Annotated in this window: 9 protein-coding genes and 1 pseudogene; 3 read left to right on the forward strand and 7 right to left on the reverse strand. The window is 45.1% G+C overall.

What is annotated here, in order from left to right; genetic code table 11:
• Positions 1–12 precede the first annotated feature (12 nt).
• Positions 13–1152, forward strand: a complete 1140-nt coding sequence (locus ACDJ59_RS09180; RefSeq protein ID WP_413408509.1) for a serine hydrolase domain-containing protein — start codon at positions 13–15, stop codon at positions 1150–1152.
• Between the two features lie 444 nt (positions 1153–1596).
• Here ACDJ59_RS09180 and ACDJ59_RS09185 read toward each other — a convergent pair.
• The 5 genes and pseudogenes from ACDJ59_RS09185 to ACDJ59_RS09205 all read right to left on the reverse strand — a co-directional run.
• A pseudogene (locus ACDJ59_RS09185) lies at positions 1597–2215 on the reverse strand (SDR family NAD(P)-dependent oxidoreductase); the annotation flags it as partial.
• A 624-nt stretch (positions 2216–2839) separates the two neighbouring features.
• Complete coding sequence (locus ACDJ59_RS09190) at positions 2840–3202, reverse strand: RNA polymerase sigma factor (protein ID WP_413408510.1); 363 nt, start codon at positions 3200–3202, stop codon at positions 2840–2842.
• Between the two features lie 147 nt (positions 3203–3349).
• Positions 3350–4186: an alpha/beta fold hydrolase gene (locus tag ACDJ59_RS09195; protein WP_413408512.1), complete on the reverse strand. Its 837-nt coding sequence runs from the start codon at positions 4184–4186 to the stop codon at positions 3350–3352.
• Positions 4187–4681: 495 nt separating this feature from the next.
• Positions 4682–5677 carry a glycoside hydrolase family 43 protein gene (locus ACDJ59_RS09200; protein WP_413408514.1) on the reverse strand — a complete coding sequence of 332 codons (996 nt, stop codon included), beginning with the start codon at positions 5675–5677 and terminating at the stop codon, positions 4682–4684.
• 740 nt (positions 5678–6417) lie between these two features.
• Positions 6418–6990 carry a Beta-galactosidase C-terminal domain gene (locus ACDJ59_RS09205; RefSeq protein ID WP_413408515.1) on the reverse strand — a complete coding sequence of 191 codons (573 nt, stop codon included), beginning with the start codon at positions 6988–6990 and terminating at the stop codon, positions 6418–6420.
• Between the two features lie 467 nt (positions 6991–7457).
• Between ACDJ59_RS09205 and ACDJ59_RS09210 the strand changes: the two genes are divergently transcribed.
• Positions 7458–8666, forward strand: coding sequence for a sugar efflux transporter (locus tag ACDJ59_RS09210; RefSeq protein WP_413408516.1), 1209 nt, complete (start codon positions 7458–7460; stop codon positions 8664–8666).
• Between the two features lie 157 nt (positions 8667–8823).
• On the opposite strand, the gene ACDJ59_RS09215 is transcribed toward ACDJ59_RS09210, so the two are convergent.
• Complete coding sequence (locus tag ACDJ59_RS09215; RefSeq protein WP_413408518.1) at positions 8824–9744, reverse strand: ketopantoate reductase family protein; 921 nt, start codon at positions 9742–9744, stop codon at positions 8824–8826.
• Positions 9745–9858: 114 nt separating this feature from the next.
• On the opposite strand from ACDJ59_RS09215, the gene ACDJ59_RS09220 reads away from it, so the two are divergent.
• Entirely contained in the window at positions 9859–10281 is a 423-nt protein-coding gene (locus ACDJ59_RS09220; RefSeq protein ID WP_413409752.1) for a TetR/AcrR family transcriptional regulator, read from the forward strand.
• On the opposite strand, the gene ACDJ59_RS09225 is transcribed toward ACDJ59_RS09220, so the two are convergent.
• Entirely contained in the window at positions 10205–17521 is a 7317-nt protein-coding gene (locus ACDJ59_RS09225) for a DUF5695 domain-containing protein (RefSeq protein ID WP_413408520.1), read from the reverse strand. The two genes, ACDJ59_RS09220 and ACDJ59_RS09225, sit on opposite strands and share 77 nt — an antisense overlap.
• Between the last annotated feature and the right edge of the window lie 164 nt (positions 17522–17685).

Here is a 17685-nt window from a genome sequence, read left to right on the forward strand (position 1 = left end):
AGATGAGAGCGAATGGATCTGCAGCAAATAGACATTATACGTCAGAATATGCACTTCGCGCACAGGTTTCTACCAACAGCAACCGTGCATCGCAGTGGTGGCGATGTCTCCCCTATCGCCAGCGAGCCACTGCATTTGGATGAACTCGCTTTTGTGGACGCCACGGGAAGAGCCACAACGCTTTCACAAGCCTTGGAACGGACTCACACGGACGCTTTTCTAGTCATGCATCGTGGCAAGATTGTCTATGAGAAGTATTATTCGGGCATGGAGCCCACACTTCGGCATGGACTGGCATCCGTCACCAAATCGTTTATTGGAACGCTAATCTCGATCGAGTTGTTCGTAGGGAACTTGGGTGCAAATGATCGTGTCGATCGGTACATTCCGGAACTGGCCGACAGCGCATTCGGCGATGCAACCATCCAGCAGCTTTTGGATATGCAGATATCCTGTAAGTATCCTATTTTTTTTCCGGAAGCAAATTATATCGATAACCAACGTAATCTGCTCCTCACTGCAATTGGCACGATTCCTGCCAAAGAAGGATACACGGGGCCCAAAACAATTCATGAATATCTTGCTTCAATTACGAAGTCTCAAGAACACGGATCGGCATTCTTATACAGTAACGGTCCTACAGAAGTATTGGGCTGGATTTTAGGTCGGGTAAACGACACCTCACTTGCCGAGCTTCTGAGCCAACGAATCTGGTCCAAGCTGGGTACCGAGGAGGATGCATATTTCGTAGTGGATTCGGTAGGTACCGAACAGGCTTGCGGAGGGCTTCATGCCACGCTTAGAGATGTAGCTCGATTTGCGGAGATGATGCGTAATGACGGCCTTTTCAACGGCTATCGAATCGTTCCTAAGGCAGTAATTGGAGATATTCAGCAAGGAGGACGACGCGACTTATTGGCCGCCAGCAATCGAGCCAAAGCAAGACCAGGGTATTCGTACCGTAATCAGTGGTGGATCACGCATAACCGCTTCAAAGCATACGAAGCAAACGGACTTTATGGGCAACGCATTCATATTGCTCCACTAGCAGAGATGGTCATCGTTCAATTTTCATCTTATCCAGGCCACAGTGATGAGACGGCAAGATTGTTTTCTCATGGTTTTGAAGCAATAGCCAATCATTTGAATTAGCGATTGATCCGTCCTACCCTTCGTGCGACTAGTAGTCATTATGCATACTCCGGTGGCAGGGAGCGACGATTCCTATAATCAAGAGCATCGTCGTAAACAGAGTAATCCAGGTAGGAAGGTATCTCATCACTCTAACCAAATGAACCAATCAGCAACCTGTCCTTGGTGGCTATTTGGACCATTTATTCCTTCTGCCAGGATGAAGGAGAGGTCTAAGTTGCTTCGTCCCGTTTGCGTATTCACTTAGAATCTGTAAGCTGCTTACTTGGGTTCTATTAAACTTTCGTTTCCCGCTAGTTTAAATGGGCTTATGATCTACCCTAATCGGGAATGACACAATGTTCTTGTCCCGCGGCAAATCTCAACTTCAGACACAAAAAAGCCCTATTATGGGCCTTTTTTAATGCTTCATACTTTTTAATATATACACCTACCTATCTTTTTTTATAATACAGGGGATTTACCCCCGTCTATGTTCACGGCAGTTCCTGTTACATAGGAGGCTGCTCCTGATACAAGAAAAGTAATCACTTTCGCCGCCTCTTCTGTCTGACCTATTCTCTTAAGTGGGATGCCATGAAACGGGTCGGAAGCGAACTCCTCCCAACTTTGCTCTGGTGCTGAAGCCCGCCACTTCCGCTCAATCTGATCGCTACGAATTAAACCAATGCACACGGCGTTAACACGAATATTGTCCTTGGCGAGGTCATTGCTCATGGCCTTCGTTAGTGCAAGTCCTGCCGCCCGGCTGACTGATGTTGGCAAGGACGACGCAGATGGTTTCTTTCCTACCGTCGCCGTTACATTAAGGATGGAACCCCACCTCTTTGACGCATATGAGAAACCGCTGCCTTAGAACTGTGAACTGCTCCTAACAATTTCAAATCCAGGTCGAAGGCCAACTTTCGGTACTGACCTCTTCAAACGGATTAGTCGCAGCCGTTCCAGCATTGTTGATCAAAATAACCAGTCCACCGAAATGCTGTGCAGTCTGTTCCACCACACCTCGTGCCTCTCCTTCTACTGATATATCTCCAGAGATGACGAGTGCATCTGCCCCTGTCGTTTTTTGATCATAATCCAGTCTCTAGAGTTTAGTCATTCAAAAGAGACCCACCACTTCCACTTAGATATTCATCAAATCGGCAATGGGAGCATGTTCTTGTCATCGACAGCTAGTTCCAGTACACATACTCGCTTTTTTAATACCTATCCGTCCGTGTTTATCTCTTATCGAGTCGTTTGAACCAAAAGAAATATGAAAACTGTCCTGCTATGGTGCTTATTGATGTTTTAAATACATCGCTTTTTGTTTAGATACCCACTAATCGGAAATCGGACTATGTTCTTGTCCATTCCGGCAATCGGTACAAGTTCTTGTCCTTGGCTCGGGACACGAACTTGTACCGATAAAATAAAAAAGCCGCTAAGATAGCGACTTCAATGGGAATATGTTCTTGACCCTCGACATTACTTTACCATTAGTATTTACATACTCAGTAACGGTGTTAGGCTCAGCTGTTGAAGTACATGCAGTATATAACAGCAAAAAGATTATGCATGGTAAGAAATATTTCAATTTGTTCACCTTTTCGATTTTTATATATGCATATGTCCTGGCCTTAGATTAATTATCAAACTTAGGGTTAAGGTGGTCTTCTTCTATCTTCGAACGAAGCCCTCTTCATTAGAATATACAGGTTAGTTGGCGTATACAAAGTACTATTAATTTCAGACAGTGTTTCAGTAAGGAAAGTCGTTGATAATAACTCATTGAGTTTGGTTTTTGGTTCGGGTGTACTTTTTTCATGACGGCTTCCAGGCTTTTGATCAGGATTTCACCTATTTCTGCATTTGATTTTTCTTCAAAAATGCGCAGAACCAGCAAGTTCCCTTCTACTGCATTCAGCTTTCCGAGCACCCGACTCAGTGGTTGGCTAAACAGCTGGCGTTCCATTATCTCCGCAGGACTATTTTTCGGCGGATCCAAGCTGGCTTGGTCGGCAGTCCTTGCGTCATGGAGTGAAGAAGCGGTCGCTTCCTTGCGCAACAAGGTTGATACAACCAGGATTGTCCGGGAACAACATGATACAGTCGAATTTCTGTAATCGTTGAAAGAGCAGGACCCCCCTACTCCAAAAGGGTGTCCTGCTCTTTTTTTATTTCGTATGTTTTTCTAACCAGTTTTAATCCAAGCTTAGCTCTTCAGAAATTCGATCAACGCTGCATTAAATGCTTCAGGATGTGTCGCATTAAAGCCATGTGGTCCACCTTCTACAACAACAAGCCGGCTGCCAAGGATAGATTCATGTGTACGTTGTCCACTGACTTCAAGCGGCACAATGGCATCGGAATCGCCATGAATAACCAGGGTCGGAATATTGAATTTCTCCAAGTCCTGACGGAAATCGGTAAGAGCAAAGGCAGCAATGCAATCCAGGGTACCCTTAGGGGATGCCAGAGCAGCAATATCCCGGTTATATAGACGGAACGGTTCGCTCACAAGGTCTGTACGATCTCCTGCAGCGAAAAAGTTATTTGTAAATCCATCCAAGAAGGCTAGACGATCACCCTTAACCCCATTTTGGAATTCAGCAATCGTTGCATCGTCCAATCCTCCCTGTGGATTGTCCTCGGACTTATACAGGTAAGGAGGAACAGCGCCTGCAAATACAGCTTTGGAAACCCGTTCCGTTCCATATGTTCCGATATAGCGAGCTACTTCGCCGCCTCCCATGGAGAACCCAACCAGTGTAGCATCGCGCAGATCGAGGTGCAAAATCAATTTATGTAAATCAGATGCAAAAGTATCGTAGTCATAACCATCCCAAGGTTGGGAAGACTGACCAAAACCACGACGATCATACGTGATAACACGGTAGCCCGCTTCAATCAGGATAGGTACTTGTTTCTCCCAGGATCTTCCACTCAAAGGCCAGCCATGAATAAGGATGATGGGTTTCCCCTCGCCATGATCTTCGTAATACAGTTCAATTGGTTGTGCATTCTCTTCGCCTACGTTTACTTTAGCCATGGAAAATCCCTCCGTTTAGTTATGATCGTTTAATTGTTACTATTCAAATGCTACATATGCAATCTACTATTGTCAATCGTACCCAAGAATTAAATAGAATCGTTCATTGTAAATTGGAAACTTCTACACTCCTTTCTCCTGCAACTCTAAACCAATCAATAAAAAAGGTTACACAAAATTGAGCTATTATCTTTTAATATCCAGAATAATGCGTCCTTATTAATCCCCTTCACTTCTCATTTGATGACTAACGATTGGGTCTGCAAAATATTCTAAGTGATCTCTTATGATTAATGATACTGGTCCTCTATAGAAAGAATCATTTTCTACTGTTCTACACATAGTGTCACAGTGAAAATATTTTTTGTTCAGCAGAGATTTTCTCCAAGTTTGAGTGACACAGCTAATCCTCCTATCAAAAAAGCAGCCCCGTCAGGAGCTGCCTCATGTTATGCCTTATCTTGTAATCTTATCTGTTTCCGCTAACCTGCCAGCTTACTCAGCACCCGGATAAGGATTGATCTTCTGGATCGTTCCGTCTTCGTTGTATTTCAGCTCAGAATATTTAACGCAGCGCTTGTGGTTGACGCCTTCCGACAGGGAGCTGTCGTGATAGAACAGATACCACTTGTCTTCAACTTGCACAATGGAGTGGTGGGTTGTCCAGCCGATAACCGGAGAGAGGATCTCGCCCTTGAACGTGAATGGTCCTATCGGGTTCTTGCCGATCGCATATACGAGCTTATGCGTGGTTCCTGTAGAGTAGGACAGGTAGTAATAGCCGTTATATTTATGCATCCATGGGCCTTCAAAATATCTCCGGTCCTCATCCCCGGCCAGAATCGGATTCCCGTCTTCATCGACAATCGATATCTCGGCAGGCTTGCTCTGGAAGGACAGCATGTCGTCGCTAAGCAGTGCAACTTGCGGTCCAAGCGCCGGCTGGTCAGGAGCAGGTCCTTCTGCATCTGGCACGAAGCTGCCGGTCTGCCATTTCTCCAGCTGTCCGCCCCAGAGTCCGCCGAAATAGATGTATGACTGATTGTCGTCATCCACCAGTACGGCCGGATCGATACTGAAGCTGCCTTCCATATAATTTGGTTGCGGCCTGAACGGGCCTGCCGGAGACTCTGATGTTGCCACACCTAGACGGAAGATGCTGTCATGATCCCGTGCCGGGAAGAACAGGTAATAGGTATTGTCCTTATAAGCGGCATCCGGTGCCCAGAGCTGCTTCGAGGCCCACGGAATATCTCTCAGATGCAACGCTTCGCCGTGATCGACCACCGGGGAATCGAAGTTGTTCATCGAGAGGACATGATAGTCTTCCATTTTATACTGGTCGCCGTTATCGTTGCTCGGCTCGTCATGATCGAGGTCATGGGAAGGATAGATGTAGATTTTGCCCTCGTAGACATGGGCGGACGGGTCCGCAGTGAAGATGTGGGTTACGAGCGGCTGGTGGGGCTTAGGTAGTTGTTGTTGATTCATAAGGCATCTCCTTTGGTATTGGAATAATCGAATCCTTCATAATTAGGGCTGGTGTTCTCCGTACCGTTGCCCAAGGCGCGCAGCCCCAGGTAGACGCCGGTGAAGCAGCTGGCTGAGGCACGCGAACAAGGGAGGCGCTTCATCGTCCAGCATGTAGGCATTCCCGTGCTCGGTTCAGAATAGCGCTCAAGTATCCAGCGATTACGGTAATTCATTGATTGCATCCTCAGAATTCAAAGCAAGCGTTTACAATCTCTAATGTTATTGTATAAGCCCCGCTTATTCTTTCCTATACACATAATAAAGATCTTTCCCCGAAAAAATGTACAATTCCCGCCTATCCGATTATATTGGAAATATACACCTATTGCTCGCGTTTTGCTTCCCGGGTGGAAGATTTCTTGTTCAATATTATCCTTCAGTTTTACAGATAAAAAAAGGAGCACGACATAATAACCATTAATATAGTAAAGGGCAAAAAACTGGAATTGTAGTTAGATATCCCGTCTATAAGTCAACTTTTTGCCAGGTTTATCAAAAAGGAATCTTCGGGGATACCTATTTAGGTGGAGCATCCATGTTGTAGCCAAGCAAATCTTCTATCTTTACTATGGATTGGATTCAAGGGTAAGAAAGATTATTTATGTTGAACAAAAGTGCTCTCCGACTGAGATCGGCGCATTTTGCTTAGATAATCTATACTCACTTTTACTTTGTATTTGAGTTTGTTATTTAGAACACTAACGAGATGTAATCATCTCTTCAGCTAATTTGACCAGATCCTCTTTACCTAGATCGCTGTCAGTATTATTCGATATTTCGTACAACAAATGATTGTGATCGTCCCTCCATCCAATCCGATGGTAAGTAACGTAATTAGTTTCCTTATCCCTGGTATCGGATTGAATAAAATAAACCTCATTACCTTGAATGTTGAGTTTCTCGGATTTAGCCTGATCGTTTTGGAATATGGTCACTCTGGAGTCGGGAAATATTCTTGTTGCCGATACAGGTACCACGTTCTTCCCTTTGACATAACGTGCTAAAGAGAGGTCCTTCTGCACTGTGTTAGCGTTCCGTCGCAAGATATAAGCACCGTTCACAGGTAGTTCAACCTGTCCTGTTACGACTTCGCCTGATTCAACATCCACGTATCCGTTTTGGTCAAGCTCAACCCTTGCTACAGCACCTGAAAAGTTAAGCAAGAACACATAGTCGCTGTCTCTATCCGTTCGTAGCTGTGCGGTGACTCCCGCTGGAAGTCTGGATTGGATTGCTGCGCGACGTACACCTGATTTGTTTTGAAACCTCATCTTTTTAAATCTATCGCCTGTCTTTAATTGCGGTAAACTTAACGCTCATCCCCCTATCTTGTAAAAAGGATTTTTGGTGGCTTCAAGCATAGTTTACAGCAGAATGAGGCCTTGGATCATGCTCCACATGTACTGTCCTAAAAATGACTATGTATTTCCTTAAAAACAACCTGTTGATAGTGAAAAGGGAACCTCATTTTTCCGGGAAACTGTCTTTACTTTACTGTACACTCACACGAGTCTATAGTAGGTTTAGGCAAGCATTTGGCACGAATGTTATATTGTTTGTGTTGTCATTTAGTACATAATAAAGATGTACGATTGATTCTATCCAGCCATGAATATGAGCGTTTAAGCTTCCCAAAGTGAATGTAAATAATTTACCAGTAAAATACAATTAGACGAGTTTAAGCAAGGTCATGTAAGGTGATTACACAACAACAAATTCTGAGGAGTAATTTTACACTATGATCAATCGATTCATCAGCTTATTTTCCATTCCTTCGTATGCTTTACTCTTTATGTGTATGGCATTACAGGGAATGGGCATTTCACTCAGTACCCCCTTTTTATCTATTTATTTCACGGAACAGCTTGGCGTATCTATTGGAATGTTTGGTCTTTATCTAGCTGTTACACTAATTGCAGGAATATGGATCAGTACACTAATCGGAAGACGTTCTGACCTCGGCTTGAATCGGAAGAGCGTATATCTTTTCTCTACTCTCTCTAATGTCCTGGCCTTTAGTGGATACTTGTTTATTCAAGATTTTCCGATTTTGTTCATTTACATGACTGTGTTTACTGCCCTTGGTGCAACAGGGATGCCCCAGTTGTTCGCTATTTCTAGAGAAGCAGTGATAAAGAGTAATTTTACTGAGCGTGCGTTTGCTAATTCTACCTTGCGTTCTGCTTTCTCTCTCGGCTTTATTACAGGTCCTTTAATCGGCACTTTATTACTCGCTGCTATTGGATTTAAGGGGATTTTTTTGGGTACGATCGGAGCTTTCCTACTCGTTACTCTACTTGTTTTCCTGTTTCTCAAATCAAACACAGAAATGAAGAGCAGTAATGCTGAAGCGAATATAAAAAGTTTCCGACTGGCTCAAAACCGGGATATTCTAATTCCTTTTCTCATTATGATACTCATGTATACAGCTCATTGGATGAGCAGTATAAACACGGCTCTCTTTATTACAAACAATCTTGGGGGAACGACAAATCATGTCGGTTTAGTCAGCAGTATATGTGCTGCGCTGGAAATTCCTTTTATGATTGTACTCGGTCTACTTAGTGCAAAGTATAGTAACCGAATCTTGGTGTTTTGCGGGGCTATTTTCGGAGGAGCTTATTATTTCGTTATCCTTATTTCGAACGCGATGTGGCAAATGCTTGCAGCACAAATTTTGCTAGCTGTTTTTGTCGCCGTCATTTCTGCGATTGGAATTAGCTACATTCAGGACCTGCTGCCTAGTATGCCGGGATATGCTTCCACACTCTATTCGAATTCATCCACAATCGGCAGGCTGATTGGTAGTCTTGTTGGTGGTGGAGTAGCCAGCATTGTGGGTTACCGATACTCATTTATCTTCTGCTTTATACTTATCATTGTTGCTGTAATTATGCTTGTGGTAAGTGGACGACAGCCTGTAGATGAACCGCAAATTTCAACTTAACTAAGCCGATTCAACGGGATAATTTAGATTTTGAGCTTTTCTACGTATGGGGTATGTCATCTTATCACTAAACTAACCTGCACAATAGTTGAACAAAAGCAGCCGATCATTGATTAGCTGCTCTTGTTCGACTTTTGAATTATCATTTACTGTAATTTTAGTAAATGATTTCCGATTTGATATCATTTTGATTTAAAAATTTCATTAAATCGTTACTCAGCAGAACAATCTCATTGTTAGCATTATTCGCATAATCCGGCAACATCATATCCCTAACCATATTCGTTCGTAGCCATGTCATAAAGAAAAGATCCAAAATTAAGTTTGGAATATTAAGCACCATTTTAAGCATTGGTGGATCAATTAAAACGCCAGCTTTTTGTATTGCCCTCAGATACGCTTTTAAAGTGACTGTTATTTTGCGTGCCGTCCTTCTGGTTCTGGCTGTTTTTTTGTCAATTATCTTATTCTCGGATTGTAAAACGCTCAGCATGGCAATGTCTGATACGGAATGTGTGATTAGATACGACTGCATATCCTTTTTAATAACGTAAGGAAGCTTTGCTGTTTTAAATATTTTTGCGAGGTTTTCTATGCGTTCTGTCACTACACCATTAATTTCTCCAAATGCTGTTGCCGCTATAATCTTTGGTAGAAATCGAGCATGCAATACTCCATCTTTAATCTGTCCGCCGAAGCCAGGAAAAGCTGGTAAAAGTCTATCCCCCACGATATCCAGCCACGAAGAAAATCCCATTGAATTACTAGTCATCGTAACTACATTTTTGCTTTGATTATCTTTTAGCGCTAACAATGCTGATTCGGACCGATCATAACGAACGGTAACGAAAATGAAATCGTATATATCATCATTTTCGAGCGTATCGATGACATTCACTTGTATCGATCTAACTGTACCTTTTCCCTCATATCGCAGGCCATTTTCTCTTAATGATTTATATTTATTAGAACGTGCAAACAGGGTAACGTCAAAACCTGCTTCAATAAGCTTAATTGCGTACATGCTCCCGATGACACCTGCACCAAAAATTAGAATTCGATCTTGTTTTGTTGACATTAAAAACACTCCTATTATTAAAATTTCTTTTGATTATCGGACAACATGTTGTATGATGTGATTATAAATTTTCATTATTCATTGATCAACCATCAGTTTTTTATGATTTGTCGGATGATATTCTTTGAGAAAATTTCAGTTCAGGAAATTGCGAATAATTCAGGATTTAACCGTAGCACCTTTTATCAATACTTCCCTGACATTTATGAATTGCTAGACTCTGTTGAAAATGAGTTGTTAAATGACATAAAAAAAGAATTGGCGAATAAAGAGCTATCGATGCATACGGTTCAAGATACGCTCTATTGTCTGGACAGTAGAGAACATCTCCTGGTTCTTAATGCCCTCATAGTTAATAACGTTTTTTTAAACATTGGCAAGGCATCATGCTCGAAGCATTCCCTGAAAAAGAAACCGACCTTGTTCCTGCATAAAACAGGATCAAGGTCGGTTTCTTTAATTATAGCTGCAAGAAAATCTTACACAGAACCTGAGCAGCTTCTGCTCTGGTTGTCGTTCCAGCAGGGCTCAAGGTGACATTGCTTCGCCCGTTTATGAAACCCATTTTAACCATTGCAGCCATGTCATCAACTGCGTACTTTGCTACGTTTGCTGCATCTGTAAATCTCTTGAGATCCTCAGCTGTATGGGTCTGCTCGGTTTTGCCCACTGCTCGTAAAGCCCGCATGGTCAGCACAGCCAAATCTTGTCTAGCAATTTCCGTTTCCGGATAGAAGCTGCCGTTCGTGCCCAGGGCGATCCCGAGTGCTTTGGCGATTCCGATTTCCTCATAATAAAGGTCTGTTCGCTTCATATCACTGAAGGTGGTGTTGAACTCTGCTTTGAGATCCAGTGTCCTTACCAACCAAGCTAGATACTCACCTCTTGTGACCTTTTGCTCAGGACTAAAGCTTGTTGCTGATGTCCCGTCGATGAATCCTTTGGACGCCATTGTTTCAACTGCTGGTGCGTACCACGAATCCTTGATGACATCATTGAAGAACTTCTTCGTATAAACAACTGCATATTGACCTGTATTTGCCGCTGGAAAAACCATGGCTTGTAGAGCACTGTCGTATTTACCATTCAGTAGCTGAACAAATGTACTATTTGCAGCCATGTACGAAACTGTAAGGTATTTGGAATTGGCCAATTCTTCAACATCAGGAGTATAAGGCAGTCTGATTTCAACCGGTGCATTCAAGGTTGCCATTTCTTCTCCATCTAATTGGACAGCGAATGCAATAACAGGTCTGCTGGCTATCACTGATTTTACATCTGAATGAAGCTTTACAGTATCTAGCCGGCTCAGTGACAGTTCCACATTTTTGGCATCTGATACATACTTTAGCAAATTAGAAGGTACTGCAATGGTTCCAAATTCCGTGTTAATCTCGATCTTGATGTTGGCATGCGCTGCGGTTAGTGCAGCTGCAGGAAGCTCAACCGCATAGGAATGGGCTCCCTCTGCTTTCGGAATATCCACCATAATTGTTTTAATATTATTGCTATTCGCCTTTACATGCTCCAGAGCCTCATTAAGGTCTTCCTGCCGGATGGGTGCTCCTTTAGCTTTACCGGTTTTGGTATCCGTCTTTGGTGCCACAATCTTAATCCAATTCCCTTCGACTTTGATGTTTTCAGGAACCGGTGAAGGTGTGGTCACTGACACAGGTGCATCCGTTGACGGCGGTGTTTCCATAGGCTTCGGATTGATGACTGGATTGCTGATAACGACAGTAAGGGATTGGCTCGCATAATGAGTTGCCGTCTCTTTATATCTTACCTCGTAAATTCCGTTGCCAAGACCTGTAACCTCTGTGCCTGTGATCGCATTCCAGCTGCTAGCGTCCACTCCTACTAGCCGATATTCCATTACAGGACTTACACCAGTGATCTTACCATCCTTGGCCCCAGCTGCACTGACATTTACAGCCTTGACCTCTGCACTGGACGGCGGACTTTGCTCCTGCTTGGTTCCGTCAGGCACAACGATCAAGATAGCAGGACTTGGATTGCTCATATCCGTCCCGGCGTACCGGAGCTCGTAGCTGCCGGCTTCGAGGCCTTCAATGCTGGTTCCACTCACCGGCATGTAACCACCTTGATCCACCTTCCGGTACTCCATATCGGCTGTCACATTTTCAATTCTGCCGTCATTTCCGCCTGCTGCTGTAGGCGGTGTAATGACGAGTCCTTCCGCTGTTGGTGCCTCTCTGTCTGCCCTGGCTTCATTGCGAATGTCCACGGTTACCGGCGGACTTGCCTTTAGGATGTCTGTGGCTGCATACCGGATCTGATAGCTGCCAGGCTCCAGATCGTTGATACTTGAATCTGTAACAGGCGTGTAGTCCTCTTCGCCAAGCTTCCGGTATTCCATCGTATCATTCAAACCCTCAATTATGCCTTTTATGTTGGTGTTCGAATTGGCGTGTGAGATCCCCCACCCACTTGCATCTGGTGCAGCCTGCTCCTGTGTCTGCCCTTGCGGAATAACGACTTCCTTATCCAGGCTGGCGCTCAGCGAACCGGTCTTCATATACCGGACATAATATTTACCGGCGGTGAGACCTGTGACCTCAATTCCTGCAATTGCTGTATATTCTTCTTCACCTTCCTTCTTATACTCCATTTCTGTTGTCACACCAATCAGTTTGCCGTCATCTCCATGGAGAACGGACGGTGCCACCCCGGCTGGTGTCACTGGAGCCTCGCGATCTTGAGTGGATCCGGCCTGGGGAACTTCCCATTCCCAAAGGCCAACACCGTTATCGCCTGCCTGTGATTGCTTGGTCAGGGTTACTCGCACTGCCTTTACATTCAGCACCGAGTCAAACGTGTACGGATTGGAGGATTCCGCTGGAGTATGTTCAACTACTTTGATTCCCTCCGTAACCGTTCCCGCTGTTACCCATTCATCAGTTGCGCTATCCGCAGGGATGTAGGAATATACAATTTGGGTAGGGGGCTTGATTCCGCCGCCATCTGACCACAGCAACAGATTCGAACTCCGGATAGATGCACCCTGCGGCCATTCATATTCCACCCACTCCTCTGCGCCTTCATGACCCCAGGTTCCCCAATGCGAAATGTTGTTGCCATTTTTATTTCCGTCGTTTACTGCAGCCAGACTCTCCCAAGGAGAGGTATAGCTGGAAGAAGCATTTGCGAGGAAGGCCATATTGCCGTCTCTCGGACTGAGCAGACGCAACTCCGTCAGCAACTTCTCAAGCGTCAGGGCAATTTCCTCGTCTGTGGCATTCATATTCTTGATTACAGCAGAAGCTTCGGCCTTCGCTGCTTCAATTGGCGCAAGACCAGGCTCTGCAAGGTTCGTAACATTTAATGTATTTACATAGTTATAGACCTTGATCAGTTCTGACTTATCTACCGCTCCCGTATAGCCGTTTACTTTCCATTCCAGAATCCCTGAACCATTAACCAAAGGCTTCATATCCATACGAACACCTGTAATATATGCGGGCTCAAAGGTCGTTGTATTGTACTGATTAAGCTCATTGCCAAGTCCTTTTATGGCCCGAGGGGTGTACCATTTCCCATCTTCGTCGCGAAGCATTAGCTGCATATCCTTCGGACGGAAGTTCCCGCCGCCGTCCTGGAAGACATATACATCCATAGAAGAGGCCAGGAATGGCTGATCCCATTCATACATCACCCATGCTGGATCTCCTTCTCTACCCCAGTTATGCCATGCACTGTTGGGGGCACCGCGGTTCGGCGAGAAATCTGTCGAGCTTTTAGGTTCAATGCCGTTATTCATCGCTTCCGGATATCCGTCGCCACCAGAGAAGCTAGCGGAAGCCTTGGCTGTCAGCGCCGCATTTTGTAGCTCAGTATTCACGACATGTACGGTAGCCCAAACCTCCAAGGCACTGCCATTGACCGTTCCTCTGGCTTCAAATTGGCCTACACTAGCATAGCCGCTTGGATCAATAGCATCCCAAGTGATTTCCTGCTCTAGATACCCTTCCTCTGACAGAATATAGATTTGTCTAGGAAGTTCTGGTTCAATATCCTTCTTGGTGACAACGCTGAGTGCCCGGTAAACGTCAACTGTATCTTCCTTAATCTCTATCGTTATATCCTTGCTGGCCTTCTTGTCTCCGTCTGCCGCACTGAAGGTAAACACGTAGGTGCCTGCCATGCTTACACGCGCATAGGCTGCTGTTTTGTCACCATCCACAAATGAAATGTCCGCTGAACCTTGAGGCTTTTGCTTGACGGCCCAAGTGTACTTCAACTGGGGTTCTTCTGCCTCGCTATGCACAGGGTCAGGAATGGCCTCCCCGGACAATACTACGATACTGTTATTTGCAACATCCTGAACCGCGGTCACTTGGCCAATTGATGGAGGCTGTTTATCCGGCGGAGAAGCCAGTTCGAAGATTACCTGGCTGGAGCCAGTCAGTTGTCCATCACTTGCGCTAAGCTTAACCGTATAAGAGCCTGCTTTGGTACCCGTAGCCAGTGTAATGCTTGCTTTCGGATGAGTAAAGGTTAGCTTGCCGCCTTCCGGGGCGCTGACCACTTCCCATTGATAAGACAGAGTCCCTTCCGGCGCGCCATCATCGGTTACAATCCCATTCAGCATAAATGGAATCAACGCCTGTGGATGTTGTGTCGCCAGCTCTACAGTAATTTGCGGAGCTTCATTTTCACCGCCGGCTGACTTTTCAATAATCAATTCAGCACGCTGCACGCTACCCATCTGAAACATGGCAACGCCTTCATTGTTCTGAACATAGAACTGTCCGGCAGCTGCACCATTCAGCTTCATGGAATAGTAGCCATTCTCGATCCCCACTCCATCGAACAAAATCCGTGAAGTATGCCCTTTCCCTGATGGATTCAGGAGCTGGAGAGTAAAACCCTTACCATCTTTTTGAATTTGCGCGCTTTCTACTTTATCGCTTTCCAGCTCCAAATAGATTTTCTCATCGATCAGATTGATCCGTTTGCCGAAACCGTCTTTCGGCGTAATATTGTAGCTATCTCCTTCGTCAGTTACCAGCGCTCCATAACCGAACAGCCCGAATATCGGATCTGTAACAATATCGGAGCTGATGCTGAGAAGGGAACCATAGAGGCCTTCTTCTGATTCGCCCGAAAAATCATTCCAGCCGTTACTCATGACGCGTGAGCCGCCATCGTATACGTCCTTCGTACCTGTGCCTCCTTTATACATCGAATATCTCCAAGAGGTACTGCCAACTGAATTAGCCGAAATCTGTCCCATATTGACGGCATTGAAATTCGAAATCTTAGCGGCATAATTGCGCTGCTGTGCAATTGCCTTCTGCTCCACCGATCTGCCATCATTCTCATACCTTAGCCAGTCATCCATAATGTAACCTGCTAAAGACGCAGTATATTGGAAATTCCACCAGCCTTCACCGCCGCGGAAAACGGGCACGGAATAATGGAACCAAGTAGGTTGAATCCCGCGCATGGCACGTGTTTTCCAGTCAGCCATTTCCATACTTTTCTCAGCTGCACCTGTAAGCGCGTCTGCAGGATAGTATGTGCGCAGCGCCTTCGCTGCTGCATAAGCCCCTTCTTCGCCAGTATTATCATATTCAAATTCCGAGCCGTAAGGATAAGTGGCTCTCGTCATATTCCGTCCCTTGTCGAGGGCGAACTTCTTCTGCAGATTGGCTGACTCGGTCTGCATCCCCTCTTCCTTCAGTGCTTCAATCATATCCGGGATTTGCTGCTCGCCATAGAATCCGATGGCCCCGGTGGAAACACGCTTATAGTAGATGTTATAAGCTTTCTCCAGATAAAACTGAGGCGATTCCCGGTACTCGATCAGATTAGGATAAGCCTTCTGAATCCGGTACATGTTGAAAAATCCGGTAGCTTCCATGATTTCGGAGAACGTACGTGTATAAGGTTTATCTTTGTCAGTGTACGCTCCAGAATCTTTCAGCCAGTTCGCAACGATGTAGCTATCCTGCGTATTCTTCATGTATCGTTCCCACATGAAGTCGATTAGGTATGTTTCGATAGAGCGAATTTCATCGGGGTTGGGGGCCAGATAGTTCTTCATCGTCATGAAGTTGATGTTGTCATGGCTCCAGTCATCTCCCCAATGGTTTGTGTTGAGATCCATTCCGCTTGAAAGGTACCAGTCGAAATAGTTACCGTAAGTCGGACTTTCCGGGTTCTTATCCTGTGTTTGCTGAACCATGAATTCGGAATGGGCATCCGAGATTGCATCCAGCTCGGCTAGAACATTGAATTCAAATTGAGTGAATTTATCCACCCATTCGTTTCCATCCTTCAGTTTATAATCGATACGCACGCTGTTGTTGCCGATCGAATCAAACTGAAGTGAATAGATATGATGCTGTTCCCCATTTACGATCTTGGTCTCCACAAACTCAACCGACTCGTTGTAGCCGGGGTTTCCTTCAGGCAGTCCACGTCCAGCCCGCGAGTTGTCAACCATTTCTTTTCTGCTCTTCCCAGGCTTGATATCCGGAATATGCGCTTCGTCAAACGGATCATTCTCTGCCACATTTTGAATATCGATGGATTGTACATCAACGATATTGTCGTCATAGTGCAGGTCTAGCTTGACAGGCATATTGATCGCTGTCTGGAAGCCCGGCACCGCTACGGCATCAATCATGCCTGATTTATATAGGATGGACCGCAGATTGGCTTCACGGTCTTCCATCGAGGTCGAACTGTTATTTGGGCTTTGGGCACTTTCCTGCGGCGTGTTGTCTCCTCCACGGACTGCTGAGAATTTGAACTTATATGTCTTGGACTCATCCGGTCCTAGGACGAGGCTGGAAGCATCAGTAAAGTATCCGCGTCCCGTTTTTTGGATTTCTTTGGAGTGAATATAGAGCACGTTCAGCCCCGGATACCAGCCGCCACTATCTCCTGTCCAGTTCTTAAAGGTGTCTGCAGCACGCCGCTCTCCTGCTTCATGCATCCAATAATCTACATACTCGATTCGAGCGCCGCTCTCCGGCACCGGAGTGAAGAGCATGAAGTTCCCCTCACCACTGGTGCGGATGGCATAAGAATACCCACTGTCAGCACCTGCGAAATTATGCACCGTCACACGGTCATCATAGGTATCGGATAAGGTCTGGTATTTGTTGTTCCAAGGCATCGGTAAGCCAATATCCCCGAATTCGATATACTGATTGCTCTTGTTCTTCACCGTAATTTCCCAAAGCATTGAACCGTCATCGGTCTCCATATTAAAAACGGATTTCACATCGAAGCCCTTCATTACCCGCTGGTCTGTAGAATTCAGGTTCTGTCCAATATAGTTGACTTCTACCTTCTTGCCGTCTGCTGATGCGGTCTTGTTCATATAGGGGTTATCCGGATTAATGGTCGAATATTGTGTAGATCCCCCGGCAGCCAATGTTTTATTGGTATCAACTTCTACAAAGCCGTCCCTGTTATCAGGGAATTGTCCATTGGTACCCGTACGGTATGAGAAGATCATTTCCCCCATCCATTGGTGCTGAGTACCATTCTGCGGCGATGTAGTGTTAGGCAGGACGAAATTGATTGGCTTCCCCTGTTTATTGGTAGGATTGTTGTTGATATAAAGCTCCTCAATCTGACCTAAGTCGCCAACTTTGGCCGACAGGCTGGCATTGGAGATACCGGTCTTTACTGCATCCGTCGCGGCCGCAGGCAAAGCGCTAACCTGTATCGGCAGACTTGGAATAGCCAGAAGCAGCGCGATCATAAGCGGCTTCCACTTCTTCGAAATCATTGTCATTATAACCTCCTGTATATATGTGATCATATCCATTAGGGGTTTAATTCTCTTAAACCGGTGAGTATAGCTCTTCTACGAAATACCTTTGACCGATCCATCGAAAATGACGTTTATGCTTTCGTCTAAAGTAGAATCTCTAAGTTTTTTGTTAAGATAATCGAATC

It is taken from the genome of Paenibacillus amylolyticus, assembly GCF_047302515.1.
Lineage (GTDB): Bacteria > Bacillota > Bacilli > Paenibacillales > Paenibacillaceae > Paenibacillus > Paenibacillus amylolyticus_G.